Annotated in this window: 26 protein-coding genes and 1 other RNA gene; 11 read left to right on the plus strand and 16 right to left on the minus strand. The window is 64.0% G+C overall.

Translation table 11 applies throughout. The features are described from left to right. Window positions 1-34: 34 nt before the first annotated feature. The 3 genes from FPZ08_RS20965 to FPZ08_RS20975 form a co-directional block, all read right to left on the minus strand. Window positions 35-742, minus strand: a complete 708-nt coding sequence (locus FPZ08_RS20965; RefSeq protein WP_146292550.1) for a YqaA family protein — start codon at window positions 740-742, stop codon at window positions 35-37. 67 nt (window positions 743-809) lie between these two features. Beyond that, window positions 810-1,748 carry a 2-hydroxyacid dehydrogenase gene (locus FPZ08_RS20970; protein WP_146292552.1) on the minus strand — a complete coding sequence of 313 codons (939 nt, stop codon included), beginning with the start codon at window positions 1,746-1,748 and terminating at the stop codon, window positions 810-812. A gap of 71 nt (window positions 1,749-1,819) precedes the next feature. Continuing rightward, entirely contained in the window at window positions 1,820-2,626 is an 807-nt protein-coding gene (locus tag FPZ08_RS20975; protein ID WP_146292554.1) for a c-type cytochrome, read from the minus strand. Window positions 2,627-3,053: 427 nt separating this feature from the next. On the opposite strand from FPZ08_RS20975, the gene FPZ08_RS20980 reads away from it, so the two are divergent. Further along, window positions 3,054-3,884, plus strand: coding sequence for a prephenate dehydratase (locus tag FPZ08_RS20980; protein ID WP_146292556.1), 831 nt, complete (start codon window positions 3,054-3,056; stop codon window positions 3,882-3,884). A gap of 11 nt (window positions 3,885-3,895) precedes the next feature. Here FPZ08_RS20980 and FPZ08_RS20985 read toward each other — a convergent pair whose 3' ends face one another. Beyond that, window positions 3,896-4,756 carry an LOG family protein gene (locus tag FPZ08_RS20985; protein WP_425457559.1) on the minus strand — a complete coding sequence of 287 codons (861 nt, stop codon included), beginning with the start codon at window positions 4,754-4,756 and terminating at the stop codon, window positions 3,896-3,898. Between the two features lie 75 nt (window positions 4,757-4,831). On the opposite strand from FPZ08_RS20985, the gene FPZ08_RS20990 reads away from it, so the two are divergent. After that, on the plus strand, window positions 4,832-5,689 hold the full coding sequence (locus FPZ08_RS20990; protein ID WP_146292560.1) for a DUF817 domain-containing protein: 858 nt from the start codon (window positions 4,832-4,834) through the stop codon (window positions 5,687-5,689). A gap of 278 nt (window positions 5,690-5,967) precedes the next feature. Here FPZ08_RS20990 and FPZ08_RS22100 read toward each other — a convergent pair whose 3' ends face one another. Further along, window positions 5,968-6,135 (minus strand): hypothetical protein, encoded by a 168-nt coding sequence (locus FPZ08_RS22100; RefSeq protein ID WP_186767119.1) that lies wholly within the window; start codon window positions 6,133-6,135, stop codon window positions 5,968-5,970. 94 nt (window positions 6,136-6,229) lie between these two features. Continuing rightward, window positions 6,230-6,871, minus strand: a complete 642-nt coding sequence (locus FPZ08_RS20995) for a glutathione S-transferase family protein (RefSeq protein ID WP_146292563.1) — start codon at window positions 6,869-6,871, stop codon at window positions 6,230-6,232. A gap of 124 nt (window positions 6,872-6,995) precedes the next feature. Between FPZ08_RS20995 and FPZ08_RS21000 the strand changes: the two genes are divergently transcribed. The 5 genes from FPZ08_RS21000 (at window position 6,996) to recR (ending at window position 10,828) form a co-directional block, all read left to right on the plus strand. Next, the gene (locus FPZ08_RS21000) at window positions 6,996-7,526 is read left to right on the plus strand and encodes a sugar O-acetyltransferase (protein WP_146292565.1); all 531 of its coding nucleotides are present in this window, start codon (window positions 6,996-6,998) and stop codon (window positions 7,524-7,526) included. Window positions 7,527-7,878: 352 nt separating this feature from the next. Further along, window positions 7,879-7,974: signal recognition particle sRNA small type (gene ffs, locus FPZ08_RS21005), an RNA gene on the plus strand. Between the two features lie 129 nt (window positions 7,975-8,103). Further along, window positions 8,104-9,843 (plus strand): DNA polymerase III subunit gamma/tau, encoded by a 1,740-nt coding sequence (locus FPZ08_RS21010; protein ID WP_246132746.1) that lies wholly within the window; start codon window positions 8,104-8,106, stop codon window positions 9,841-9,843. After that, window positions 9,840-10,163, plus strand: a complete 324-nt coding sequence (locus FPZ08_RS21015) for a YbaB/EbfC family nucleoid-associated protein (RefSeq protein ID WP_146292569.1) — start codon at window positions 9,840-9,842, stop codon at window positions 10,161-10,163. The genes FPZ08_RS21010 and FPZ08_RS21015 overlap by 4 nt, the downstream gene beginning before the upstream one ends. A gap of 68 nt (window positions 10,164-10,231) precedes the next feature. Next, the gene (gene recR, locus FPZ08_RS21020; RefSeq protein WP_146292571.1) at window positions 10,232-10,828 is read left to right on the plus strand and encodes a recombination mediator RecR; all 597 of its coding nucleotides are present in this window, start codon (window positions 10,232-10,234) and stop codon (window positions 10,826-10,828) included. Here recR and FPZ08_RS21025 read toward each other — a convergent pair whose 3' ends face one another. Together FPZ08_RS21025 and FPZ08_RS21030 are read right to left on the minus strand one after the other, a co-directional pair. Continuing rightward, window positions 10,829-11,329: a hypothetical protein gene (locus tag FPZ08_RS21025; protein ID WP_146292572.1), complete on the minus strand. Its 501-nt coding sequence runs from the start codon at window positions 11,327-11,329 to the stop codon at window positions 10,829-10,831. 68 nt (window positions 11,330-11,397) lie between these two features. Continuing rightward, window positions 11,398-12,813 carry a DNA recombination protein RmuC gene (locus FPZ08_RS21030; protein WP_146292574.1) on the minus strand — a complete coding sequence of 472 codons (1,416 nt, stop codon included), beginning with the start codon at window positions 12,811-12,813 and terminating at the stop codon, window positions 11,398-11,400. A 121-nt stretch (window positions 12,814-12,934) separates the two neighbouring features. Here FPZ08_RS21030 and def point away from each other — a divergent pair, with 121 nt between their 5' ends. Together def and fmt are read left to right on the plus strand one after the other, a co-directional pair. Continuing rightward, window positions 12,935-13,447 (plus strand): peptide deformylase, encoded by a 513-nt coding sequence (def, locus tag FPZ08_RS21035; RefSeq protein WP_146292576.1) that lies wholly within the window; start codon window positions 12,935-12,937, stop codon window positions 13,445-13,447. 117 nt (window positions 13,448-13,564) lie between these two features. Continuing rightward, the gene (fmt, locus tag FPZ08_RS21040) at window positions 13,565-14,485 is read left to right on the plus strand and encodes a methionyl-tRNA formyltransferase (protein ID WP_146292578.1); all 921 of its coding nucleotides are present in this window, start codon (window positions 13,565-13,567) and stop codon (window positions 14,483-14,485) included. Here the strand turns inward: fmt and FPZ08_RS21045 are convergent. Then, the gene (locus tag FPZ08_RS21045) at window positions 14,478-14,711 is read right to left on the minus strand and encodes a methionyl-tRNA formyltransferase (protein ID WP_146292580.1); all 234 of its coding nucleotides are present in this window, start codon (window positions 14,709-14,711) and stop codon (window positions 14,478-14,480) included. The genes fmt and FPZ08_RS21045 overlap by 8 nt on opposite strands. A gap of 11 nt (window positions 14,712-14,722) precedes the next feature. On the opposite strand from FPZ08_RS21045, the gene truA reads away from it, so the two are divergent. Then, window positions 14,723-15,466 carry a tRNA pseudouridine(38-40) synthase TruA gene (gene truA, locus FPZ08_RS21050; RefSeq protein ID WP_146292582.1) on the plus strand — a complete coding sequence of 248 codons (744 nt, stop codon included), beginning with the start codon at window positions 14,723-14,725 and terminating at the stop codon, window positions 15,464-15,466. On the opposite strand, the gene FPZ08_RS21055 is transcribed toward truA, so the two are convergent. The 5 genes from FPZ08_RS21055 to dapD form a co-directional block, all read right to left on the minus strand. Continuing rightward, entirely contained in the window at window positions 15,463-16,029 is a 567-nt protein-coding gene (locus FPZ08_RS21055; RefSeq protein ID WP_146292584.1) for a hypothetical protein, read from the minus strand. The two genes, truA and FPZ08_RS21055, sit on opposite strands and share 4 nt — an antisense overlap. 16 nt (window positions 16,030-16,045) lie before the next feature. Next, window positions 16,046-16,591 (minus strand): hypothetical protein, encoded by a 546-nt coding sequence (locus tag FPZ08_RS21060; RefSeq protein ID WP_146292586.1) that lies wholly within the window; start codon window positions 16,589-16,591, stop codon window positions 16,046-16,048. Continuing rightward, the gene (gene dapE / locus FPZ08_RS21065; protein ID WP_246132747.1) at window positions 16,588-17,748 is read right to left on the minus strand and encodes a succinyl-diaminopimelate desuccinylase; all 1,161 of its coding nucleotides are present in this window, start codon (window positions 17,746-17,748) and stop codon (window positions 16,588-16,590) included. The genes FPZ08_RS21060 and dapE overlap by 4 nt, the downstream gene beginning before the upstream one ends. A gap of 20 nt (window positions 17,749-17,768) precedes the next feature. Then, complete coding sequence (locus FPZ08_RS21070; protein ID WP_186767121.1) at window positions 17,769-18,239, minus strand: DUF805 domain-containing protein; 471 nt, start codon at window positions 18,237-18,239, stop codon at window positions 17,769-17,771. 85 nt (window positions 18,240-18,324) lie between these two features. After that, complete coding sequence (gene dapD, locus FPZ08_RS21075; protein WP_146292590.1) at window positions 18,325-19,167, minus strand: 2,3,4,5-tetrahydropyridine-2,6-dicarboxylate N-succinyltransferase; 843 nt, start codon at window positions 19,165-19,167, stop codon at window positions 18,325-18,327. A 1,004-nt stretch (window positions 19,168-20,171) separates the two neighbouring features. Here dapD and FPZ08_RS21080 point away from each other — a divergent pair. After that, complete coding sequence (locus tag FPZ08_RS21080) at window positions 20,172-21,551, plus strand: FAD-containing oxidoreductase (protein ID WP_146292592.1); 1,380 nt, start codon at window positions 20,172-20,174, stop codon at window positions 21,549-21,551. Window positions 21,552-21,603: 52 nt separating this feature from the next. Here FPZ08_RS21080 and FPZ08_RS21085 read toward each other — a convergent pair whose 3' ends face one another. Together FPZ08_RS21085 and FPZ08_RS21090 are read right to left on the minus strand one after the other, a co-directional pair. Further along, window positions 21,604-22,410 carry an alpha/beta fold hydrolase gene (locus tag FPZ08_RS21085; protein ID WP_186767334.1) on the minus strand — a complete coding sequence of 269 codons (807 nt, stop codon included), beginning with the start codon at window positions 22,408-22,410 and terminating at the stop codon, window positions 21,604-21,606. 180 nt (window positions 22,411-22,590) lie between these two features. After that, on the minus strand, window positions 22,591-24,315 hold the full coding sequence (locus tag FPZ08_RS21090; protein ID WP_146292596.1) for a PAS domain S-box protein: 1,725 nt from the start codon (window positions 24,313-24,315) through the stop codon (window positions 22,591-22,593). Between the last annotated feature and the right edge of the window lie 34 nt (window positions 24,316-24,349).

Raw genomic sequence — 24,349 nt, forward strand, 5'->3', positions numbered from 1 at the left:
AGCAGGGCTGGATCAGCGATGGCCCCGCGTCGCCCTAGTTTAATGGTAGGTCCGGCTGCAGCGCAGGCAGGATGAACTCGTCAGGCGTCGCCTGGTCGATAACCTCCACCGCCTCCTGCACCTGCTCGGTGCCCGCCTTGGGAAACAGCAGCGGCGCCATGGCAAAGCCCAGGATGACCAGCACCAGCATGCCCCAGCCTGCAACCGCCTTGTGCTTCTCGATGAATTCGTTGGCCACCCGACCGAAGAAGAAAAACAGCCCGCACGGCACGAAATAGCGCAACCCGCGACCGATCAGCCCGTAGATCACGAAGGTCCACAGATCGAGCCCCGCCACGCCGCTGGTAATGGTGATGACCTTGTAGGGTATGGGCGAGATGGCCCCGATGATGATCATCAACGGGCCGTTGTCATTAAAACTTTGCCGCAGCGAGGCAAAGCCATCGCCCGCGCCATAGAAGTCGATGATGGCCTTGCCCACGCTGTCGAACAGGAAATAGCCGATGGCATAACCCGCCAGCCCGCCCACCACCGACGCGATCGTGCAGATCGCCGCCAGCCGCCAGGCCCGCCGCCGGTCCGCCACGATCATCGGCGCCAGCATGATCTCCGGGAAGATCGGCAGGATCATCGCTTCGAGAAAGCACAGCAGCGCCAGGATAGGCTCGGCAAGGCGGTGCTTGGTGGCGAGTTTCAGCCTGTCATAAAGTTTGGGTCTGTCCGGCGCGGATGTGTCGTTCATGGGCTCTCGGAATCAGTTCACTGACAGCTTTATCGCTCGACGCGGTCACCGCGGAATGACATTCGCGTCAATATCCCCGTCCGCGATCCACCACATTCACCAGCGGCTTGCCCGCCTCGTGCTCGTGGATGATGCGCGAAAAATACGCCACCCCGGTCGCCTCATTGCTGATCGCGGCGATATGCGGGGTCACATAGCAATTCTCGATTCCCCAGAGCGGGCTCGTCGCCGGCAGCGGCTCGGTCTCGAACACATCGAGGCTTGCTGCCCCCAGTGTGCCATCGCCAAGCGCCTTGACGATATCGGCCTCCCGCTGATGCCCGCCCCGCGCCGCATTGACGATGACAGGCCCACCATCGAGTCGGTCGCGCCGCAGCTTGCCAAAAGTCTCGTAATTGAGAATGCCGGTGGTTTCTGGCGTCAGCGGCAACAGGTTCACCAGAATGTCGGTGCCGCCAAGAAACGCATCGAACGTCTCCATCCCGGCAAAACCCTCGACGCCCTCGATCTGTTTCGGCGTCCGGCTCCAGCTGCGCAGCGTGAAGCCCAGCGGCTTGAGCCGCTCTGCCGCATCCTGCCCCAACACGCCCATCCCCATGATGCCGACCGTGGTTTCCGACGCCGCCGGCGGATAGAGCTGGCTCCAGCGCCGCGCCTTCTGGTCGGCGCGAAACCGCGTATAGAGCCGGTGATGCATGGTCACATGCGCCACCACATAGTCGCTCATGCGCTGGCTGAGGTCCGCATCGACAAACCGCACGATGGGCGCATCGGGCAGGTTCGGATGCTTGAGCAGCGCATCCACGCCCGCCCCCAGCGACAGGATGGCCTTGAGCCCGCTTAGCCCGTCGAACGCCTCCGGCTTCGGTTTCCACACGAAGATATAGCGCACCTCGGCCGGGTCGAAATCATCACCCCTCTGCACCACAGGGTAGGGGGCCAGCGCCGATTTCAGCTTTGCGGCCCAGCTCGCCTCGTCAACATCGGACAGGTGCAGTAGCAGCATGATGAACTCCTCCTCAAGCAAAGAGCCGCGCCTTGCGGGCGCGGCTCCTGTTCAAATCCGGTCTGGCGCGATTACTGCGCGGTCGTGGTCGGCGTGCCTTCCACCGGCGTTTCCGTCGAAGTGGTTTCGGGCGTTTCCGTCACGGTTGCCGGCTCGGCTGCAGGAGCCTCGGCCGGCGCCGCAGCGGGAGCCTCAGCCGGTGCCTCGGCCGCGGGAGCAGCCTCAGGGGCCGGCGCGGCATCGGCGGCCGGAGCGGCCTCGGCATCAGCCGCGGGAGCGGCTTCCTCTGCCGGAGCAGCGGCGTCGCCTTCGGCGGGCGCACCTTCTTCGGCGGCCGGGAACGGCACCGGCGAGCCCGACAGCGTCTGCAGGTAGGCCAGGATGTCGGCGCGCTCCTCCGCGGTGCGGATACCGGCAAAATTCATCTTGGTGCCGGGCACATAGTCGCTCGGCTTGGTCAGGAAGTGGTTGAGGTTCTCATAGGTCCAGGTATCGCCGGCGGCGTTATGCGCCATCATGCCATCCGAATAGGAGAAGTCAGGCACAGAGCCTTCGGCGCGGCCGACCACGTCATAGAGATGCGGACCCTGCTTGTTGGGCTCGCCCTCACCGAAATTGTGGCACGACTGGCACTTCTTGACGGCATTGGCGCCCTTGGCCGGGTCGGCGCTGGCCAGCAGCAGCCCCAGCGGCACTTCCGGCTCGGCTTCCGCCACGGCGGCGCCGTGGTCGACGACTTCCGGCTCCGGCAGGGCATAGCCCGGTCCACGCCCCTCGATGGGATGGTAGATGGCGTCGGCGACGAAGCCGGCACCCATGACGAACAACAGCGTGCCGAGCACGGCGCCCATGATCTTGTTAAGCTCGAACGAATCCATTTGGTCTCTCTGCCGGTCCATCCCCTGTGGACTTGTAGTCGAACCCGGCTCGACTTTCGATAGTCCCAGGGGAAAATCGCCTCAACGGAGCGGCCCGACGCGGGCGGAAGATAGTCGCTAGGCGAAGCGGGCGCAACCATCCAAAAGCCGCCTGCGACACTTCGAACCGTCCCACAGGGCAAATCGCTCCAGTGGAGCGATTTGAGGTGAGAAGGCCATGAGGGCTACGCCCGAATGGCAGGAACGCTTCCCTGGAGTGGAACAATTTAGGCCACAAGGCCAAGACGTCGGAGCCTGCCCCGGCGAAGGCCTACGCCCGAATGGCAGGAATGCCTCCCCCAGAGTGGAGCCCTCCTCCACCCGCTTCAATTGACTCCGCCTCCCCCGGGGTTCAAAAGCCATTCGCCTACCAGCTATGGACCTTTCGATGACCAAGAAGATCGCTTTTCAGGGCGAGCCCGGCGCTTTCAGCCATGCCGCCGCCTCCAACGTTTTCCCCGGCGAAGAAGCGATCGGCTGCGTCACCTTCGAGGAAACCATCAATGCCGTGCAGTCCGGCCGCGCCGACTATGCCGTCGTCCCGGTGGAAAATTCGCTCTATGGCCGCATCACCGATATTCACCACCTGCTGCCCGAAAGCGGTCTCAATATCATCGGCGAGACCTTCCTGCGCGTCGAGATGAACCTGCTCGGCGTGCCCGGCGCCACCATGTCCGATATCAAGGCCGTGCAGTCGCTCTCGGTCGCCCTCGGCCAGTGCCGCAAGTTCATCACCGAACACGGCTTCCGCACCATCAATGCCGTCGACACCGCCGGCTCGGCCCGCGAAGTGGCGCAAAAGGCTGACCCATCCGTCGCCGCCATCGCCTCCCGCTTTGCTGCCGACATCTACGGCCTCACCGTGCTCGCCTCCAATATCGAGGATGCCGACCACAACACCACGCGCTTCCTGGTCCTCTCCCGCGACAAGCAGGAAGCCCCGGCCGGCAGCGGCAAGGTCAAGACCACCTTCGTCTTCCGCGTGCGCAACGTGCCCGCCGCGCTCTACAAGGCCATGGGCGGTTTCGCCACCAATGGCGTCAACATGACCAAGCTCGAAAGCTACATGGTCGGCGGCGCCTTCACCGCCACCCAGTTCTACGCCGATATCGAAGGCCACCCCGCCGATCCGGCCGTCCAGTTCGCCTTCGAGGAACTCGGCTTCTTCACCGACCACTTCCGCGTCCTCGGCGTCTATCCGGCCAGCGAAAGCAAGTAGCGGGCGGGGGCTTAGTCCCCCCGCAACACCTCATCAATCTCGGGCAGATTGTAAAACTGCCGCACGATGTCCCAGCCCTCTTCGGCCGTATCGACGATATTGAACAGCTTGGGATCATCGGGCGCGATCGTGCCGGCTTCCGCCAGCGCCTCGAAATTGATGACCTTGCTCCAGAATTCCGCGCCGAACAGCAGCAGCGGCACCCGGTCCATGCGCCCGGTCTGGATCAGCGTCAGCGTCTCGAAGAATTCGTCCAGCGTGCCGAACCCGCCGGGAAACACCGCCACCGCCTTGGCACGCATCAGGAAGTGGATCTTGCGCGTGGCGAAATAGTGGAAGTTGAAGCTCAGCTCCGGCGTCACATAAAGGTTCGGCGCCTGCTCATGCGGCAAGACGATATTGAGCCCGATCGACGGCGCTCCCACATCGGCCGCTCCGCGATTGCCCGCCTCCATCACGCCCGGCCCGCCGCCGGTCACCACCACATAATCGGTGAAGCCCTGCGCCTTGGAGGTAAACGAGGCCAATTGCGCGAAGCGCCGCGCCTCGTCGTAATAGCGCGACGCCGCTTCGAGATTGCGCTTCTGCGTCTCGTTCTTGGCCGCCCAGGCCGGCTGCCCCGGTGCCGGAATGCGCGCCCCGCCAAACAGCACCACGGTTGAATTGATTCCCCGCTCGCGCAGCCGGAATTCGGGCTTGAGATATTCGAGCTGGAAGCGCACGCCCCGCGTATCTTCCGAGGTCATGAATTCGTCGTCGGCAAAGGCCAGCCGGAAGGCGGCCGATTGCGTCTGCGGCGTCTGCGGCGCACGCTTGGAGGCGGCGACGTCTTCGACCGAAGTGCGCAACGAAGTGGGACGACGTCTGGTCATGCGAAGCACCGCCATAATTCCGAAATCTTCGACAGGGCATAACCAGCCCGGGCGATCCGAGCAAGGGCACCGGGCTTGAACCAGTTCACGACTTTGGAAGCGCGGATCGATGCGGCGGCGCATGCCGTCCTCGCGCGCCTGCCGCGTGGACCACTGGCCGATGGCCTCGTTGAATTCGTGGTCTTCGGCCTCAAGCAGGCCTGGGCCTGCCTGTTCGGCGGCCTCATGCTGGGCATGATCCTCGTCACCCGCCTGTGGTGGCCCGATATCGGCCTCGCCCGCTACGACGCCTGGTTCCTCGCCGCCCTGCTCATCCAGGGTGCCATGCTGGCCCTCCGCCTCGAAACATTGAACGAGGCCAAGGTCATCCTCATCTTCCACCTTGTCGGCACCGGCATGGAATTGTTCAAGACAGCGGCCGGTTCATGGATCTACCCCGAGGATGCCCTGTTCCGCCTCGGCGGCGTGCCGCTCTTTTCCGGCTTCATGTATGCCTGTGTCGGCTCCTACATGGCCCGCATCCAGCGCATCTTCGACATTACCTTCACGCGCTATCCCCCGGTCTGGGCCACGGTGCTGCTGGCCCTGGCCATCTACGTGAACTTCTTCAGCCACCATTTCATCTTCGATTTCCGCTGGCTGCTCTTCGCCGTCCTCGCTGCCCTCTACCTGCCCAGCACCATGCATTACCGCGTCTTCCGCTTCCGCCACCGCATGCCCATGCTGCTGGCTTTCCTGCTGGTCGCGCTCTTCATCTGGATCGCCGAAAACATCGGCACCTGGTCCCGCGCCTGGATCTACCCCGACCAAACAGATGGCTGGACCCTGGTCAGCTGGAGCAAGCTGGGCTCCTGGTATCTGCTGATGCTGATCTCGGTCGTGCTGGTCACGCTGGTGCACCCTCCTAGAGGGTACGAACCCGAGCGGCAGTAATTGCTCGCGTGCAAAGGGAGCAAGATGCTCACCCTCCCCCTTGAGGGGAGGGTAGCGTCGCCTGGCCCGTAGGGCCATGGCAAAGCTAGGAGGGGGTATCGAGGGTTCATCTCGAAATCGTGGCGGGCTCGTCACCCCACCCTCAATCCCTCCCCATCAAGGGGAGGGAGGCGCCAGCTCGGAGGCCCGTGTTCATCGTCTCCCTCCCCCTTGTGGGGAGGGATCAAGGGTGGGGGTGGGCCACAGGCAAAGAGCCTATTCACGACACCAAATAAAGCTCAGTCCCGCGCCAGCACCATCACGCGCAACCGCTCCAGCCACCCGCCAATCGTGACGCCCAAGCTCGGCTTGTCCTCATAATTGCGCAGCATATATTCTGCCAGCCGATAGCCCTCCGCCACGATATGGCGCTCGTCCCGGCTCAGCCCCACGGATGGAACCCGCATTTCCGCCTCCCGCTTATGGTTGACGAAACCTTAACGCGGCAGGGCAGGCGGAGTCCGCAGTCCCATGAAACTATGGTTTACCGGGGCAGGGGCCTCAGCCTCCGGTGGCCACCGCCAGCTGCGCGGCAAACGCCCGCTGATAGGCCGGCCGCGCCTGCGCGCGGGCGCAATAGGCAGCAAGATTGGCAAACTCGTCCAGCAGGCCTGAGGGTTTCACCCGCAGCAGCACATGCACCATCATGATATCGGCCGCGCTGAAGGCGCCGTCCAGCCACTCGCTCTCGCCCAACCGCCGGGCCAGTTCGGCCAGCCGGACCCGGATGCGATCCAGGACCAGGGGCATGCGCTGTTCCCTCCAGCTTTCCTGGCCCTCGGCGAATTTGGCGGTTTGCAGCTCCAATATGGGCGGCTCCACCGTGCCCACGGCGGCGAACATCCAGGTAATGGCCCGCGCTCTGGCATCGGCGTCATCAGGCAGCAGGCCCGGATGGGTTTCCGCGATATGCAGCAGGATCGAGCCGGTCTCAAACAGCGCCAGATCGCCGTCTTCATAGGTGGGAATCTGTCCAAAGGGCTGCAGCGCCAGATGCGCCGGCTCTTTCATCTGCTGGAACGTGACGAGCCGCACATTATAGCTTTGCCCGACTTCCTCGAAGGCCCAGCGCACCCTCATGTCGCGCGACAGCCCGGCGCCGCGATCGGGCGAGCTGGCAAAGGCGGTAATTGTCGGCGTCATGGCAGTTCTCCGGGATCAGCGTTCCATGCCTATACGACGAATGCCGGCATATTCATTCGACACGCCACGGGAGGTTTTTTCGTTCCCGCACTATCATGCGTTCCGACTCACCCCGGAATGATCGATGACCAATCCTGCCCGTTCGGCCGAAGGCCGTGTCCGCTTCGAAAACGTCCAGCGCGCCGTCCGCCTCTCGGCCCGGCTCAGCGACATCGGCTTCGATGATCTCGATGGCCTCTGCGCCGCCTTCTCCGAACTCATCGGCAAGCCGGTCGGCGAGCGCTTCATGGTCATCCCGCCCTTTTCGACCGATTGCGGGCTCAACATCACCATCGGCCGCAATGTCTTCATCAACCAGGGCTGCCACTTCATGGATATGGGCGGCATCGCCATCGGCGACGACGTGATGATCGGCCCCAAGGTCAACCTCGTCTCCGCCGGACACCCGGTCTCGCCATCCGAGCGCCGCAACGGCATCGTCGCCAAACCCATCATCATCGGCAACAATGTCTGGATCGGCGCTGCGGCAACCATCCTTCCCGGCGTCACCATCGGCGACAACGCCGTCATCGCCGCCGGCGCCGTCGTCAGCCGCAGTGTTCCCGCCGATACTCTCGCGGCCGGCGTCCCGGCTCGCATACTGAAGCAGCTTTAAGTCTTGGCCGGAACAGACAGCTGAATTGGCACTCAGTTGGCTGCGTGCTATCGTCCGGCCATGCAGACTGTGTTCATGGAAATTGATGGCGAGACGGTCGTATTGATCCCTGACTCCATGATGGCGGAGCTTGGGTGCGCGGCTGGCGACAAGATCGATTTACGTGTCGAAGATCGGCGTATCTTTATCACGGCTATACATCCAGCAGCCACGGAGTCCCCTTCTCCCCTCGTGGGAGAAGGTGCCCGAAGGGCGGATGAGGGGGCTTGAGCCATCCATTGGCTCTGCGCTACTCGGCTCTTCGCCCCCTGAGGCCTTGCATCTGCCCCTTTTTCCCCTCATATACCGCTCCGGGAGGTTGGCGCGGACGTGTTCCTCGCCAACCGGGTCAGGTCCGGAAGGAAGCAGCCCCAACGAGACCTTCACGGGTCGTTGCCAGCCTCCTACTCAACTGTTCAAACTTGGCATTTGACGGCGCGGAACGGCCTCTGGCCTTTTGCGGAACCTATGGCATTGCCCTATGGTCGCAGCATGACCCAAGGCAGATTCCCGGCAATACGAGGCGATGGAGGGCAGAATGGCTGATGCACCGACTTCGCCCTATCTCGTCCTCGCCCGCAAATACCGGCCGCGCGACTTCACTACGCTTGTCGGCCAGGATGCCATGGTGCAGACGCTGGGCAATGCCTTCGCGCAGAACCGCATCCACCATGCCTTCATCCTCACCGGCGTGCGCGGCGTCGGCAAGACCACGACGGCCCGCATCCTCGCCCGTGCCTTCAACTATGAAGATGCCACCGGTCCCCATCCCACGCTCGATCTCAGCGTCGAGGGCGAGCATTGCCGCGCCATCATCGAGGGCCGCCATGTCGACGTCATCGAGATGGACGCCGCCAGCAATACCGGCATCAACGATATCCGGGAGATCATCGACTCGGTGAAATACGCGCCGTCTTCGGCGTCCTACAAGGTCTACGTCATCGACGAAGTCCACATGCTCTCGACGGCAGCCTTCAACGGCCTGCTCAAGACCCTCGAAGAGCCGCCCCCCTATGTAAAGTTCATCTTCGCCACTACCGAAATCCGCAAGGTGCCGGTGACGATCCTGAGCCGCTGCATGCGCTTCGATCTGCGCCGCATCACGCCCGAGATCATGACGGCCTATCTCGAATCGATCCTTGGGCAGGAGGGCATCTCCTTCGAGCCCGAAGCCCTGGCCATGATCGTCCGCGCCGGCGAAGGCTCGGCCCGCGACAATCTGAGCCTGCTCGATCAGGCCATTTCCCACGGCAATGGCACGGTCACCGCAGCCACGGTTAAGGCCATGCTGGGCTTGGGCGACCGCGCCCGCATCATCGACCTCTTCGAGGAATTGATGGGCGGCCGGATCGGCGAGGCCATCGAAACCATGCGCGCCCTCTACGACATGGGCGCCGATCCGCAGACCCTGGTCGCCGACCTCGCCGATTTCACCCATCTGGTCACCCGCATCAAGGTCGTCCCGGCTGCGGCCGACGATGTTTCGCTCACCCCCGACGAGCGCCATCGCGGCGCCGAGCTATCAGGCAAGCTGCCCATGCGCGCGCTCACCCGCGCCTGGCAGATCCTGTTCAAGGGCTATGACGAGGTCGCCCGCGCCAGCAATGGCCTGCAGGCCGCCGAAATGGCGCTGATCCGCCTGGCCTATGCCGCCGACCTGCCCAGCCCCGACGATCTCATCGCCCGGCTGACCAACCAGCCTGCGCCCGCCCCGAGCCTGCCGCCGAGTGCGCCGATCAATCGTGGCCCCTCCGGCGGCGGCGGTCCGTCGGCCCTGCGCGTCGAGGCCCCGCGTCCGCTGGCCACCGAAGCTGTCGCCGCCCAGCCCGCCGCGCCGCAGGCCCAGGCTGCCCTCGCCACCGTCGCCAGCTACAAGGAGCTGATTGCTCTGGCCGGCGCCAAGCGCGACGTGCTGGTCAAGCTGGCGCTCGAAAGCCAGATGCGCCCGCTCTCCTTCGAACAGGGCCGTATCGAAGTCGCCCTCGCCGATGGCGCCGATCCCGGCATGATCGCCACGCTCTCGGCGCGTCTCCAGCTCTGGACCGGCCAGCGCTGGCTGGTCAATGTGTCCAGCAAGCCGCCCGAGGGCCTCACCATCCGGCAGGAGGCCGTGCAGCGCCAGCAGGCCGCCCAGGCCGCCGCGCATGACGATCCGCTGGTCAAGGCCATACTCGACACATTTCCCGGGGCTAAACTGGTCAATGTGACGGTGCGCGACGACGCTACTGCCGTCGAGCCCGATCTGGCTCCGCCCCCACCTGAAGAGGACGACGAATGAAAGACATCATGGGTATGATGAAGGCCGCCGGCGAGATGAAGGGTAAGATGGAGGCCATGCAGGCCGAGCTTGCCGATCTCGTGGTCGAAGGCCGCTCCGGCGGCGGCATGGTCGTGGTCTCTCTTTCAGGCAAGGGCGACATGAAGGGCGTGAAGATCGATCCGACCCTGTTCAAGGAAGACGATGTCGAAGTGCTCGAGGACCTGATCATCGCTGCCCATGCCGATGCCAAGGCGAAATCGGAAGCCGAGATGCAGCGCAAGATGGCCGAGGTCACCGCCGGCCTTCCCATTCCGCCGGGCATGAAATTCCCGTTCTGATTTTCACGCGTCCGGCGCGTCGATGCTAACAGTCTGCTAACCAATTCGGGCAAGGTGTGAACGCGAAAATGGCTTCCGGCGGCCCCGAAATCGAACAGCTCATCCAGCTCCTGGCCCGCCTGCCGGGCCTCGGCCCGCGCTCGGCCCGCCGTGCCGTCCTGCAGCTGATCAAGAAGAAGGATCAGCTGATGATCCCGCTTTCGGCCGCTCTCGACCGGGCCGTAAGTGCCGTTAAAACCTGCGAAATTTGCGGCAATGTCGACACGGTCAGCCCCTGCACCATCTGTGCCGACCCGCGCCGCGCCGAAAGCGGCATGCTGATCGTGGTCGAAGATGTCGCCGACCTCTGGGCCCTCGAACGCGCTGGTGTCGGCGCCGTCCGCTACCACGTCCTGGGCGGTGTCCTCTCCCCCCTCGACGGCGTCGGCCCCGACGACATCTCCATCGATGACCTCTTGAAAAGAGCAAGTGAGTTCAAGGAGATAGTCCTGGCCATCAACGCCACCGTCGAAGGCCAGACCACCGCCCACTATATCACCGACCGCCTGGCCGGCTCGGGCACTAAAGTCACCCGCCTCGCCCACGGCGTCCCCGTCGGCGGCGAGCTCGACTATCTCGACGAAGGCACCCTCAGCCAGGCCCTCAAGGCCCGTACCGAAATCTAGTCAGTGCAGGTCAGGGTCGGTCCTGAACTCGTCCCCGCCATCCCAGATTTCGTCCTCCATGCTGTTGTCCTCTTCGTCGTCTTCGTCGAAGAAAGCCTCGTCCTCGTCGCTTTCAATGGCGTGCCTTGCGTCCTCGTCGTCAGGCGACAGGGCATCGAGCCGGTCGGCCGGGTCATTGTCGAAATTGGTGGCAAGCCCCGCATAGGCCTCCCCGTCATCGCCATTGGCGATGGTGGCGCTCAATTCGTCGATAGCCCGGTCCAACTCGTCCAGCATGGCAGCCGGGTCCTGGCCGCCCCAGTCGCCGCTTTCACGGATCGTCGCCTCGTCGCGCAACTCCTTGAGGCGGGCCAGTCTTTCGCTGGCCGAGCGGTCGTCGCCATAGAGCAGGTCTTCCACCTCGCTCTGCGTATAGGGCTGCGCAATGCCCGGCTGGTCGGCATTATCGAAATTTGTATCCTGCGGCACCATGGTGCCGTGATGGTCGTGATGCTGGGCCATATCAGTCTCCCTTGGCTCGATTGACCAAGGCAGAACGCGCGGCGCCCCAACCGGTTCGATAACAATGATCAGGAAAGGTCGCCCGGGTCCTCGTTCACCAGGCGCAGCTTGGGCATGTCGTCGTCGCCGTTGTCCCAGCCGGCCGGAAGCTGCTTGTTCGACTTGGCCCCCAGTTCGCGCAGCATCTCCACCTGCCGCACCACGCTGCCCTTGCCCGTGGCCAATTGCCCCCGGGCATCGGCAAAGCCCTGCTGGGCCCGTTCGAGATTGCTGCCGACCTTGTCCATGGTGACCAGGAACCCCACCACCTTGTCATAGAGCGCGCCGGCCCGCTCGGCGATCTGCTCGGCATTCTGGTGGCGTTTTTCGATGTCCCAAACATTGCGCACCGTGCGCAGAACGGTCATCAGCGTGGTCGGCGTCGCCAGCATCACCCCGCGGCTCATGCCGAATTCCACCAGGCTCGCATCCTGCTGGATGGCGGTGGCCAGCGCCGACTCGATGGGCACGAACATCATCACGAAGTCCATCTTGGACTGCGCGTGCCGCTGATAGCTCTTGTCGCCGAGCGTCTTGATGTGGCTGCGGATCGAAGCGATATGGGCCTGCAGATGCATCGACCGATCCTCGTCCTCGCTGCTCGTATAGGCAGCAAACGCCGTCAGCGAGACCTTGGAGTCGATGACCAGCCGGTCATTGTTGGGCATCAGAACTTCGACATCGGTCCGCACGCGGCTGCCGTCTTCACCCGTATGGCTCTGCTGGGTGATGAACTGTTCGCCCTCGCGCAGGCCCGAGCCTTCCAGGATCGTCGAGAGGATCATCTCTCCCCAGGCGCCCTGCATCTGCGAATTGCCCTTGAGCGCCCGCGTGAGATTGTTGGCTTCGGTGGTGATCTGCAGATTGCTCGCCGCCAGCGCCCTGATCTGCTCGGTCATCGATGCGCGGTCACTGATCATGCCGGTATGGAATTCGACGATCTTCTCGTTGAGCGGCTTGAGCAGCGTATCGACCTGCTCGCGGTTCTGCCGGGTAAAGGTCTCGCTCTGGGTCTTGAGCACATCCCCGGCAATCGCCTTGAATTCGTCGGTCATCTGCTGGCGGGCGTTGAGAAAGCGCGCCAGGTTGGCCTCCGACTGCGCCGACTGTTCGGCCAGCCGCGCCTTGAGGGCGGCGGCGTCGGCCAGCAGTTCGGCACTCTTTTCGCGCTCACGATCGAGCAGGTCCGCACCACGTTCGCGCTCGACACGCACCTGGTGATCCAGGTCCTGGATGCGGCGATCGCGTTCGCCGATCTGGGCCACCAGGCCCGCCTGCAACTGATCGGCCAGTTCCGCGCCGGCCTCGACGGTCCGCCGCGCGCTGGCGCGCATGATGGCGATGGTTACGCCAAGCAGCAGCAGGCCAGCCAGGGCGACACCCCCAATACTGACCTGTGCCAGCGTCACGGGGAAATCGCCAAGCACGAAGAGCACACTATCCATCCGCGCATCTTACCGCGATTCGCGTGTTCGCATAATGTTCTCTTTCGCTGACCACAAGAGTTGACCGCAGCGCGGCAAATACCATATCGAGAGGCAAACCCCTTCTGCCGGACCTTTTATCATGGCTGTACGCCCCATTCTCGTCATTCCCGATGCGCGCCTGCGCGCTGTTGCCGACCCGATCATCGAGGTCGATGACGAGATCAAGACGCTGGCCAAGGATATGCTGGACACCATGTATGACGCGCCCGGCATCGGGCTGGCCGCGCCGCAGATCGGGGTGATGAAGCGCATTGTGGTCATGGACCTGGCGCCGGAAGGCGAAGAGCCCGATCCGATGGTGCTGATCAACCCTGAAATCACCCATTTCGGCGAGCAGATGCAGGTGACCGAGGAAGGGTGCCTGTCCATTCCCGAGCTCTATTACGAGGTCGAGCGCCCCAACGAGGTCACGGTGAAATATACCGATCTCGACGGCAAGGAAGTGGTGCGCGAGGCCGAGGGCAAGCTGGCCGTCTGCATTCAGCACGAACTCGATCACCTCGATGGCGTGCTCTATATCGACTATCTCAGCCGGCTGAAGCGCGACCGCGTCATCAAGAAATTCGACAAGGCAGCCAAGCGGGCGGGCTAGTGCCACGCCCTCGTGGTTCGACAAGCTCACCATGAGGGCTGCTGTTAGGTCGCCGAGTTTCCAGTAGACCTCATCCTGAGCCTGTCGAAGGGCGAGGTCGTGCCCAGGAGTTTGCCAATGCGCGTCGTCTTCATGGGCACGCCGGAATTTTCCGTTCCTACCCTCACTGAAATCGTCTCTGCCGGCCACGAGGTCGTCGCGGTCTATACCCGCGCGCCTAAGCCGGCGGGCCGTGGCCAGGAGGAGCGCAAGTCGCCGGTGCATCTGGCGGCCGAGGGCTTCGGCATTCCGGTCTTCACGCCGAAATCGCTCAAGGGCGAGGCCGAGCAGATCATCTTTGCCAGCCACGGCGCGGAAGTGGGTGTGGTCGTGGCCTACGGCCTGCTGCTGCCCAAGCCCGTTCTCGACGCGCCCGAATTCGGTTGCCTCAACCTGCATGGCTCACTCCTGCCGCGTTGGCGCGGTGCAGCGCCGATCCAGCGTGCGGTGATGGCGGGCGACCGGGAGACCGGGGTTATGGTCATGCAGATGGATGAGGGGCTCGATACCGGCCCGGTGGCGCTGATCGACATGATCCCCATCGGCCCGGACATGACGGCCGGCGAATTGCATGACCAGATGATGCGTGTCGGCGCCGACCTGATGGGAAGGGCGCTGGCCGCTTTGGAGCGCGGGAGCCTCGATTTCAAGCCGCAGCCCGAAGAGGGCGCCATCTACGCGAAAAAGATCGAGAAAGCCGAGGCCCGCATCGACTGGTCGCGCCCGGCGGACGAGGTGCATAACCACATTCGCGGCCTGTCGCCGTTCCCGGGCGCCTGGTTCGAGCTGGAACTGGGCGGCAAGCCGGTCCGTATCAAGGCCCTGCGCTCGACCCTGGGGCAGGGCGCCGGTGCGCCCGGCACGCTGCTCGACAACCTGACCATTGCCTGCGGCAGCGGCGCGGTGCGCCTGACCCAGCTGCAGCGCGAAGGCAAGGGCGCCATGGATGCCGCCACTTTCCTGCGCGGGGCCGGGACGCTGCCGCCGACTGTCAGCTAAGGGCAAATGCCTTTTTAAGTATGGCAACCAAAGCCTCAGCACCCTCGCGATCCAATTGAATGGTCTGTGAGAGTTTGCCGGGCAATTTCCGATCCGCGCGTCCGTAGGTATTGATCTGCACAAAACCTCGGCCGTCTCGCTCAAACACGGCGTACTTTGCTTCCACCTCATCCTGAAGCTGGGTACGTTCGGTATCCAGTCGTTCGAATTTTCTAACCAGAGCCAAGGGTCCCTCCCATTTCTGCCCACAGGTATAAGCTCACTATCGAATATGACGGAACGCCTTTCTCGGGCTGGCAGCGCCAGGCCGACCGGCCCAGCGTGCAGCAGGCGCTGGAGCAGGCCATTTACGGGATGTCGGGCGAGACGGTGACGACCCAGGCGGCGGGGCGCACCGATGCGGGCGTGCATGCGCTGGGGCAGGTGGCCCATTTCGACCTGGGCAAGACCTGGGACCCGTTCCGTATCCGCGAGGCGCTGAATTATCACCTGCGACCCGACCCCGTGGCGATCATTGCGGCCGAGGCGGTGGGCGATGATTTCGAGGCTAGGTTCTCGGCCAGGGCGCGGCATTACGAATATCGCATCCTCAACCGCCGCGCGCCTGCTGTCATCGAGCGCGATCATGTCTGGCACGTGCCCATGGAGCTGGATGCCGATGCCATGGATCATGCAGCCGGCCTGATCCTGGGTACTCATGACTTCACCACGTTCCGCTCATCGGAGTGTCAGGCTAACTCGCCTTTGCGGACCTTGGATAAGTTTTCGGTGCGGCGGGAGCTGGACCATATCGTGATATCGGCCAGTGCCCGCAGCTTCCTGCATCACCAGGTGCGCTCCATGGTGGGCTCGCTCAAGCTGGTGGGCGAGGGCAAGTGGTCGCCATCAGATTTCCGCGCCGCGCTTGACGCCAGGGACCGGCGTCGCTGCGGAGCCATGGCCCCGTCATCGGGGCTCTACCTGACCAGGGTCGATTACTAGACCGGGGGCGGCGCCGGGCCGATGATCACGGCCAGCACAGCCAGCGCCAGGAACACGCCCACGGCCTGCGAAATGAACAGGATGCCGATCTGCAGCGCCGTCAGCGTGACGATGAAGCGGCCGATATTGATGAAGCTCGCCAGCGCCAGGATGACCACCAGCACCAGCACGATGAAGCCCAGCGCGCCGAGCATGGTCGAGATCAGCAACAGCACGGCCGAGGCCAGCGTCACCCAGTTGGACGCGACGAGATAAGGGATGAATCCATCCTGCCGCCCCATCTGTCGCAGGGCGACGAATGCCGTGACCGCCTGGGCGACGAACAGCACGCCATTGACCACGACCGATTGTGTCGCCGAGCCCGATGGCAGGTCGATGCCGGTCAGCAGTGGGCCGAAGCCGGCCAGGCCGATGCCGATCACCGTGGCGATGAGGCTGCCGACCAGCCCGCGCTGGCTGAAATCGAAATAGGATGGCGCCTGCCGGTTACCAACAAGCAGGGCAAAGCAGCCGCGGGCGGCGGACATCAATTCATCGAGGAAGGTCGTGGTCGGTTGGGCCAAGGGCTTGTCTCGATGATCAGGAGGGAGAACCGGCAATGCTGCTCAGCATGTAGAGCGCCTGTCGCATGGCGACAAGCAGCAGCACGGTCAAAACTGCAAAGCCAATAGAAATGCCGGCATGCCAGCCGGTTGCGGCCCGCGCCAGCCGATAGAGCAGATAGCCCAAAGCCAGCCAGCTCACCACCACGATCGGCCCGCCGAAGAGGCTCGCCAGCAGGCCTTCGACGACGATGAAACCCATGAGCGCATAGGTGCCGGGCACCAGCACGTCGTAAGTCGGCCCGGCGACGCCGAGCGCCATGCGTGTGCCGGCGAGCACAAGCGCCATGGAAACCAGCGGCAGGGACAGGGCGAACATGCCCGCCAGGATGGCGAACAGGCCTGGTATGTCGGTGCCGATGGCCACGATGATGACGGTCAGGAAGACAATGAAGATGAAGATGGCGAGCGCTGTTGCCAGCCCCGCTGCCGAGCGCGTGAACTGCTCGCGCCAGCCGGCATTGCCGCGCAGCAGCAGCACCCAGCCCTTGGCGGCATTGCGCAGCGCAGTCCAGATCTTCATGCCGATGCTCCAAAGAAGCGGACCATGAAGGTGCGGTAGATATCGGTCAACCCGGCGAGGTCGGCGAGGGCGATATGCTCGTCCGCCTTGTGCATGGAGGGGCCGACCAGGCCGCATTCCACCACCGGGCCATATTGCGCGATGAAGCGGGCATCCGATGTGCCGCCACCGGTGGAGAAGTCCGGCCGGCGCCCGGTAATGCCGGCGATGGCGGCAGAGAGCAGGTCGACATCCTCGCTCAGCGGCGAGAGGAACGATCGCGATGGCGTTCCGGCCAACGCGAAACTTATCGTCGCGCCGGCAGGATCGACGCCGGCAATGCGGGTCCGCACCCAGTCGGCCAGTGTTTCCGCTGTCCACAGGTCGTTGTAGCGGATGTTGAAGCGGATGGTGCCGGACGCGGGAATGACGTTGGAGACACCATTGCCGACATCGATCGAGGTGACTTCGAGATTGCTTGCGGGGAAATGCTCGCTGCCGCCGTCGATCTTGGCATCCAGCGCCGTGACGATGCGCGCCAGCACCGGCAGGGGATTGTTGGCCCTGTCGGGGTAGGCGACATGGCCCTGTATGCCCGCAACGGTGATCACGCCCGAAAGCGAGCCGCGCCGGCCGATCTTGATACCGTCGCCGAGCAGCGCCGCCGAGCTGGGTTCGCCGACAATGGCGAAGTCGAAATGCAGCTGTCGCTCTTCGGCCCAGACCATCAGCTTGTCGGTGCCGTTGATGGCGTCGGCTTCCTCGTCATTGGTGATGGCGAGCATGATCGTGCCGGCATCATCAGGGATGGCGGCCGCCGCGGCGACGAAGGCCGCTATGCCCGACTTCATGTCCGCGGCGCCGCGGCCATAGAGCTTGCCGTCCGCTTCGCGCGGGGTGAAGGGGTCGCTGGTCCAGTTGGCCAGGTCGCCCGGTGGCACCACGTCGGTGTGGCCGGCGAACAATAGCCGTCGCCCGCTCTTGCCCCTTATGGCGAAGAGGTTGTCGACGGGATAGGAGCCGTCGCCCTCGAACCGCAGGCGGTGAACGGTGAAGCCGATGGCGCTGAGCGCGCCATCGAGCACATCGAGGACGCCTGCCGTCTCGGGGGTGACCGAGGGGCAGGCGATGAGTTGCTTGAGCAAGTGGACGGGATCGTCCGCGATATCAGACGTCACGAGAGGTCCCGTCCTTTGGTTCAGGCCGTGGCGTAGCCGAGCGGATCGGCGCCGTAGGTGTTCGGACCCGGCGTGCCCTTGAGGAAGCCGAGCTGTACCAGCATGTAGATGCCGAAAATGCCCATCAGCCCGTAAAGGACCATCAGCCACGCATCCGGCGCCGGCATGACGACGCCATTGCCCATATCGGTCATGGTGACGCCGATGCCCAGGGCCTGGACCAGCGTCAGCAGGCCCGACACGCCCATCAGGATCTTGAAGTCCATGCCATTATTGTCGCGGTCCTGCCGGCGCTTGAGGCCGATGCACCAGTTTGGAAAGAACAGCAGCACATAGACGATCAACTGTGCCCAGGCCGCATTCAGGCCCACCAGCGACAGGATGATGGAGAGCACGATGCTCGCCACGATGATGCCGACGACGCCGATCCACCAGTTCTTGCGCGAAATGCGCCCTGCCGTGGTGGTGTAGAGTGCAACGAGATTATCCATGAGTTCCCCCTCGGAAATGGATACGCCGGGACCCATCCGGCGCAATCATCCTAGGTGAATCGCACTTGCCCCGCCAGAGTCCCTGCTAATCGCGCAGCAGGTCGTTGATCCCGGTCTTGCTGCGGGTCTGCGCGTCGACAGTCTTGACGATGACGGCGCAGTAGAGGTTCGGCCCCGGATTGCCATTGGGCAGCGGCTTGCCGGGCAGCGAACCCGAGACGACAACCGAATAGGGCGGCACCTTGCCGATATGGATTTCCCCGGTATTGCGGTCGACGATCTTGGTCGAGGCGCCGATGAAGACGCCCATGGAAATGACCGAGCCTTCGCCCACCACGACGCCTTCGACGACTTCGGAACGGGCGCCGATGAAGCAATTGTCTTCGATGATGACCGGGCCGGCCTGCAGCGGCTCGAGCACGCCGCCAATGCCGACGCCGCCCGAAATATGCACATTCTTGCCGATCTGCGCGCAGGAGCCGACGGTGACCCAGGTATCCACCATCGTGCCCTCGTCGACATAGGCGCCGATATTGACGAAGCTGGGCATTAGCACGACGTTGCGACCGATAAAGGCCGGGCTGCGCACCACCGCGCCCGGCACGGCGCGGAAGCCGGCCTCGCGGAACGTATTCTCGCTCCAGCCCTCGAACTTGGTCGGCACCTTGTCCCAGTAATGCGATCCGCCCGGAGCGCCCTCGACCAGCTTGTTGTCGTTGAGGCGGAAGCTCAACAGTACGGCCTTCTTGAGCCACTGATTGACCTGCCAGGTGCCATCAACCTTCTCGGCCACGCGCAATTCGCCCTTGTCCAAGAGGCGCAAAGCCTCGCCGACCGCTTCGCGCACCGCACCCTGGGTGTGGAAATTGATCTCGGCACGCGCCTCGAAGGCGTCATCGATGGTCTTGGCGAGGTCGGTATGGGACATGAGAAAATTCCTGGCTGGGATGCGGAGCGGACCATAGCCGGGAGGGAGGCGGTGTCAATCGGACATACGGAAGCGCCGCCTGCAATGCGGTTGTCAAATGCGGACCGCAAGTGCGGCCGCGGATGGGCGAACCCCGAGACGGCTTACGCCTCTGAGTAATTTTTAGAATGAGACGGAAGCCGTCTCCGGGGTGCCGGTTTTTGGAGCAGTACGGGGGTCGCGCACACGCTTCCGCCCGGACTCGGACCTGTGCGAGCAGCGAAGCCGCACCCGGCTCCTTCCGCCGCTGTTCGCCTGCAGGCCGCCCATGCGGAGGGATGGGGAGGATGATACTCGTAGTTTTGGGGAGGGGGATAAGATGAGTAAGTGGGCACCTTGTCCTTCCACCCACGGTCGCTTCCCCCGGACTTGATCCGGGGGTCTCTCGCCGCTTGTGCCGTGTGGAGAGTGACCCGCGGATCAAGTCCGCGGGAGGCGCCGGTGGGGTGGGGTAGATGCTAAAGCATCGAGTGAAACCTGGAATGCGGTCATGCGCCTCCCTCCCCCTTGTGGGGAGGGAATGAGGGTGGGGGTGTCGAGGGTTCCGCAGATTCCGAAGTTCCTGGAGAGCTCGACACCCCCACCCTGCTCGATCACGGACTTAGCAAACGCTAAGTCCTATCTCGCTTCCCTCCCCACAAGGGGAGGGTGGGCCGGTGGTCGTTGCCAACGGACCTGATCCACCTTGCGGCCGTGGCGCGATCTCGGGATGGGTCCCGGCTCAAGGCCGGGATGACATCGAGCGTGGGGTGGGATGGTGCCACTTCCATAGATCGTCATCCTCGGGCTTGACCCGAGGACACTTCCCTTACCCGACGCACCGCAAGTGCAGAGCCCTCGGGTCAAGCCCTGACGTGACGGACGGAGGGTGGGAAGGATGGTGCCAATTCCCCAGTAGCGCTCATCTCCCGCTGGCATATTGCCTTGCATAGTCATAGACTTGCTGCCGATCTGGAGGGGCGAGCATGTCGGAACAATTCGATGCCATTGTTATCGGTGCAGGCCAGTCCGGCCCCTTCCTGGCCGCGAAGCTGGCAGGGGCCGGACGCAACGTGGCGCTGATCGAGCGCGAACATCTGGGTGGGACCTGCGTCAATGATGGCTGCACCCCCACCAAGACGCTGGTGGCCAGCGCCCGCGCCGCCTGGGCCGCCCGCCACGCCGCCCAGTTCGGCGTCATGGTCAAGGGGCCGGTCACGGTCGACATGGCGGCCGTCAAGGCGCGCAAGGACAAGGTGGTCGGGGCCTCGGTCAAGAGCCTTACCGACTGGCTGGGGAGCCTGAAGACACTCGACTATATCAAGGGCGAAGGCAGCTTCGTGTCATCAAGCGAGGTCAAGGTCGGCAAGCGGGTGCTGACCGCGCCGCAAATCTTTATCAATACCGGCGCCACAGCCAGCGTGCCGGACTGGTCGGGCATCAGGAGCGTGCCTTATCTCACCAATACCTCGATGATGAATGTCGATACCCTGCCGGGGCATCTCATCATTATCGGCGCCAGCTATATCGGGCTCGAATTCGCCCAGATGTATGCGCGTTTCGGCTCCAAGGTCACGGTGATCGAGCGCGGCGCGCGCGCTGCCAGCCGCGAAGACCCTGATGTCTCGGCCGCCATCCGGGGCATCCTCGAAGCCGAAGGGGTGACCTTCATGTTCGGAACCACGGTGGAGGCGGTGGCCAAGGCCGGACATGGCGTGCTGCTGTCGCTCAAATGCGGCGAGCGCCTGGCCTCGATCGAAGGGTCGCACCTGCTGGTGGCTTTGGGCCGCACGCCCAATACGGGTGACCTCAACCTGGGCGCTGCCGGTATCGAAACCGATGCCCGTGGCTATATTCCTGTCGATGACCACCTGCGCACCAAGGTCAAGGGCATCTGGGCCATGGGCGACGTCAATGGGCGCGGCGCCTTCACCCATACCTCCTACAATGACTTCGAGATTGTCGCTGACAATGTGGTCGATGGCGGCAAGCGCTCGGTTGCCGGGCGTATTCCTGTCTATGGCCTGTTCATCGATCCGCCGCTGGGCCGTATCGGCATGAGCGAGGCCGAGGTGCGCAAATCAGGCCGCAAGGCGCTGATGGGCGTGATGCCGATGGCGCGTGTCAGCCGTGCGAAGGAGCGCGGGGAGACGCAGGGGCTGATGAAGGTGCTGGTCGATGCCGAGAGCAAGCAGGTGCTCGGCGCCGCGATATTGGGCATTGGCGGCGACGAGATCGTCCATTCGCTGCTGCAACTGATGGCCGCGGGCACGCCCTATACGACCATGATGCATACGGTGCATATCCATCCCACGGTGACCGAATTGATCCCGACGCTGCTGGCGGATTTGAAACCGCTGGAGTGATGCACCCGTCTCCCCTCCCACCGGAGCGTGTGGGTCGACGTGAAAGCACGGGTTACTGGTTGAAGAACGTCTTCAGTACACGGGCCATGAGTTCGGGGCCGACGACGTGTCCCTGCCCGTCGAGCGTGTGTCGTTCGGTCTGGGGGATGGCAGCGGTTATCGCTTTCGCGGCGCGGTCGAAGAAGTCGGTCGGGAGGCCTGCGAACTGGGGCTCGGTGGTCGGACCCTCGGTGGTCACCAGGACCGACTGAGTGATGCGGGCAAATCGGTTCGTGGGGATCTTGTAGTCATTGAGAATCACGGCGTCCTTGACGAGCGTGTGGGCGAGCGCGACGGACGGGGCCCAGTACGGGTGCTGTTTGCTAGCCGCGATGTCCGCGTCGGGTCCGCCGGTAAGCCTCATGAACAGTTCCAGGAGCTCCTCGTCCCGGCCGGCTTTGTATGCCTCGTGGGTGTCCGCGAGGTACTGGTTGAACCTCGGCCACAGGTCGTCCCCGATCACGTACGGCACATCCCATACCGCGATCTTGTCGATCGCCGAACCTGCCGCTGCTGCCTCCAGCGCGAGGGCGCCGCCAGATGAGGCGCCGTACACGTGAGCTGAGCCGCCGGCTGTCGCAATCAGTGCGTCGAGGTCTTCCACCTCCCGCGCCAAGGCGTACGGCGGTGTATTGCCGCTGGCGCCCCGGCCGCGTCGTGCGTAATTGTAGACCGCGAAATGGTCGGCAAGGAGCCGGGCCAGCGGCGCGTTCTCAGCGCCGTCGTCTAGGGTGCCGCCGACGAGGATCACCGCCGGGCCAGTGCCTTTCCGGTCGTAGGCGATGCTCGTACCGTCGGCGGACGTCACACGAAGTGTCATCTCGTTCACTGCTTCTCTCCATTTCTCGATGCGTGGTCGTCACCGTCCGATTCAATACTCGGTCCTAGGTTCAGTTCCACACTGCGCGCCGATGAATTGAACCGGAAGAGTCCGGCCGCGTTAATGCGGACTGGAACGCTATCCTTGGAGGAGAGAAAAAGTCGCAAGGCTGGCCTTGCCTCACAAATCCCCGAACGCCACCGCCATCCCTCGTCCGCGTGCCTTGGCGGCGTAGCAGGCGGCATCGGCCTCGCCCATGAAGCCAAGCGGGGAGGCGGGGTGTTCGGTGATGGTGGCGATGCCCACACTGGCGCCGATGCGGTAGGTTCGCCCGGCCCAGGTGAAGGCCAGCGCGCCGATGGCGCGGACGATCTTGTCGCCGATGCGCTGGCCGCCCTCGGGCGGGCAATCGCTGAGCAGCACCGCGAATTCGTCGCCGCCGATGCGGGCGGCTACGTCATGGCTGCGGCAGGAGCCTCTGATCGTCTGGGCCACCTGCTTGAGCAGGGCGTCGCCGGCGGCGTGGCCGGCATTGTCGTTGACCGGCTTGAAGCGGTCGAGGTCGATATAGAGCAGGCAATGGCGGCGACTGCCATCCTGGGCCGAAGCGATGGCGCTGTTGAGCGCGCGCTCGAAGGCGGCGCGGTTGGGCAGGCCGGTCAGGTCGTCATGGCTGGCCGAATGGGCCAGTTCCCGCTGCATGGCGCGGCTCTGCGTCACGTCCTGGAACACCAGCACGGCGCCGGTCAGCTTGCCCGATGGCGTGCGCACCGGGGCGGCGGTGCAGCGGATGTCGCGCTCGCTGCCGGCCTTGCCGACCAGGATCATGTCATCGTCGAGATGCGCCGCTTCATCGGTGGCGAGGCATATGGCGACGGGGCATTCCTGCACTTCACCGGTGACGCCGTCGCGCAGCCGGAAGATGGCGCGGACTTCCCGTCCCACGGCATCGGCCGAAGCGTAGCCGGTCAACAGTTCCGCCGCCGGATTCATGAAGACCACATGGCCATTCTCGTCGGTCGAGATCATGCCGTCGGCGATGGAATCGAGGGTGACGCGCAGGCGCTCCTTCTCGGCCGCCAGTTCCAGCTCGATGGTCTTGAGCCGGGTAATGTCGGTATCGGTGCCCAGCGTGCGCACGGCCTTGCCGTTCTCGTCCCATTCCACGGGCTTGCCGCGACTGAGGATCCAGACATAGCTGCCGTCGCGGGTGCGCTCGCGATATTCCAGCGCGTCGAAACTGGCGTCGCCCTGGTCCTGGCGGTCGACATTGTCGAGCACATGCTGGAGGTCGTCGGGATGGATGCGTTCCAGCCACTTCTGCTGGTCGCCATCCACATCCTCGTCGGGCGGAATGCCGCGCATGACGCGCCACATGCGCGAATAGAACATGGTGTCGGTGCGGATATCGTGGTCCCACACGCCCTGGCGGGCGCTTTCCAGCGCGAAATTCCAGCGGCTTTCCGAATGGGCCAGAGCCTCTTCGGCCCGCTTCTGCAATTCGATGCTGGTGACCTGGGTGATGAGATAGAGCGGCTGGCCGGTCGCATCCGAATGCAGCACCGAGGCGGCGAGCATGACCCAGAGCGGGCCGCCATCGGCATGGCGGAAGCGATGTTCGCCGCGATATTCGCCGGCCTCGCCGCGCATCAGCAGGCTCAGGCGCTGCCTTGCGGCGGCGCTGTCGTCGTCGTGGATCAGGTCGAGGATGGTGTCATCGGCGGTTTCATCGACGCGGTGGCCCAGCAAGTCGACAAAGGCGCGGTTGGCATAGACCATGCGGCCGTCCATCTCGGACACGACCATGCCGACGGCGGCATTGTCGACGATCCGGGCCAGCATCGAACCGATCCGTTCGAAGCGGAGAATGGTCGGCGCGACGGTGCTCGGCTTGTGGGCGGACATGGGCCCACTCTGCGCGAAATTCCCTTAATAACTG

Origin of the sequence: Devosia ginsengisoli, assembly GCF_007859655.1 — a bacterium.
Lineage (GTDB): Bacteria > Pseudomonadota > Alphaproteobacteria > Rhizobiales > Devosiaceae > Devosia > Devosia ginsengisoli.

What these genes read in the sequence shown, in the direction of transcription:
- FPZ08_RS20965 (WP_146292550.1), bottom strand. Translation starts at nt 742, where the DNA reads ATGAACGACACATCCGCGCCGGACAGACCCAAACTTTATGACAGGCTG.
- FPZ08_RS20970 (WP_146292552.1), bottom strand. Translation starts at nt 1,748, where the DNA reads ATGCTGCTACTGCACCTGTCCGATGTTGACGAGGCGAGCTGGGCCGCA.
- FPZ08_RS20975 (WP_146292554.1), bottom strand. Translation starts at nt 2,626, where the DNA reads ATGGATTCGTTCGAGCTTAACAAGATCATGGGCGCCGTGCTCGGCACG.
- FPZ08_RS20980 (WP_146292556.1), top strand. Translation starts at nt 3,054, where the DNA reads ATGACCAAGAAGATCGCTTTTCAGGGCGAGCCCGGCGCTTTCAGCCAT.
- FPZ08_RS20985 (WP_425457559.1), bottom strand. Translation starts at nt 4,756, where the DNA reads ATGACCAGACGTCGTCCCACTTCGTTGCGCACTTCGGTCGAAGACGTC.
- FPZ08_RS22100 (WP_186767119.1), bottom strand. Translation starts at nt 6,135, where the DNA reads ATGCGGGTTCCATCCGTGGGGCTGAGCCGGGACGAGCGCCATATCGTG.
- FPZ08_RS20995 (WP_146292563.1), bottom strand. Translation starts at nt 6,871, where the DNA reads ATGACGCCGACAATTACCGCCTTTGCCAGCTCGCCCGATCGCGGCGCC.
- FPZ08_RS21000 (WP_146292565.1), top strand. Translation starts at nt 6,996, where the DNA reads ATGACCAATCCTGCCCGTTCGGCCGAAGGCCGTGTCCGCTTCGAAAAC.
- FPZ08_RS21010 (WP_246132746.1), top strand. Translation starts at nt 8,104, where the DNA reads ATGGCTGATGCACCGACTTCGCCCTATCTCGTCCTCGCCCGCAAATAC.
- FPZ08_RS21015 (WP_146292569.1), top strand. Translation starts at nt 9,840, where the DNA reads ATGAAAGACATCATGGGTATGATGAAGGCCGCCGGCGAGATGAAGGGT.
- recR (WP_146292571.1), top strand. Translation starts at nt 10,232, where the DNA reads ATGGCTTCCGGCGGCCCCGAAATCGAACAGCTCATCCAGCTCCTGGCC.
- FPZ08_RS21025 (WP_146292572.1), bottom strand. Translation starts at nt 11,329, where the DNA reads ATGGCCCAGCATCACGACCATCACGGCACCATGGTGCCGCAGGATACA.
- FPZ08_RS21030 (WP_146292574.1), bottom strand. Translation starts at nt 12,813, where the DNA reads ATGGATAGTGTGCTCTTCGTGCTTGGCGATTTCCCCGTGACGCTGGCA.
- def (WP_146292576.1), top strand. Translation starts at nt 12,935, where the DNA reads ATGGCTGTACGCCCCATTCTCGTCATTCCCGATGCGCGCCTGCGCGCT.
- fmt (WP_146292578.1), top strand. Translation starts at nt 13,565, where the DNA reads ATGCGCGTCGTCTTCATGGGCACGCCGGAATTTTCCGTTCCTACCCTC.
- FPZ08_RS21060 (WP_146292586.1), bottom strand. Translation starts at nt 16,591, where the DNA reads ATGAAGATCTGGACTGCGCTGCGCAATGCCGCCAAGGGCTGGGTGCTG.
- FPZ08_RS21070 (WP_186767121.1), bottom strand. Translation starts at nt 18,239, where the DNA reads ATGGATAATCTCGTTGCACTCTACACCACCACGGCAGGGCGCATTTCG.
- dapD (WP_146292590.1), bottom strand. Translation starts at nt 19,167, where the DNA reads ATGTCCCATACCGACCTCGCCAAGACCATCGATGACGCCTTCGAGGCG.
- FPZ08_RS21080 (WP_146292592.1), top strand. Translation starts at nt 20,172, where the DNA reads ATGTCGGAACAATTCGATGCCATTGTTATCGGTGCAGGCCAGTCCGGC.
- FPZ08_RS21085 (WP_186767334.1), bottom strand. Translation starts at nt 22,410, where the DNA reads ATGACACTTCGTGTGACGTCCGCCGACGGTACGAGCATCGCCTACGAC.
- FPZ08_RS21090 (WP_146292596.1), bottom strand. Translation starts at nt 24,315, where the DNA reads ATGTCCGCCCACAAGCCGAGCACCGTCGCGCCGACCATTCTCCGCTTC.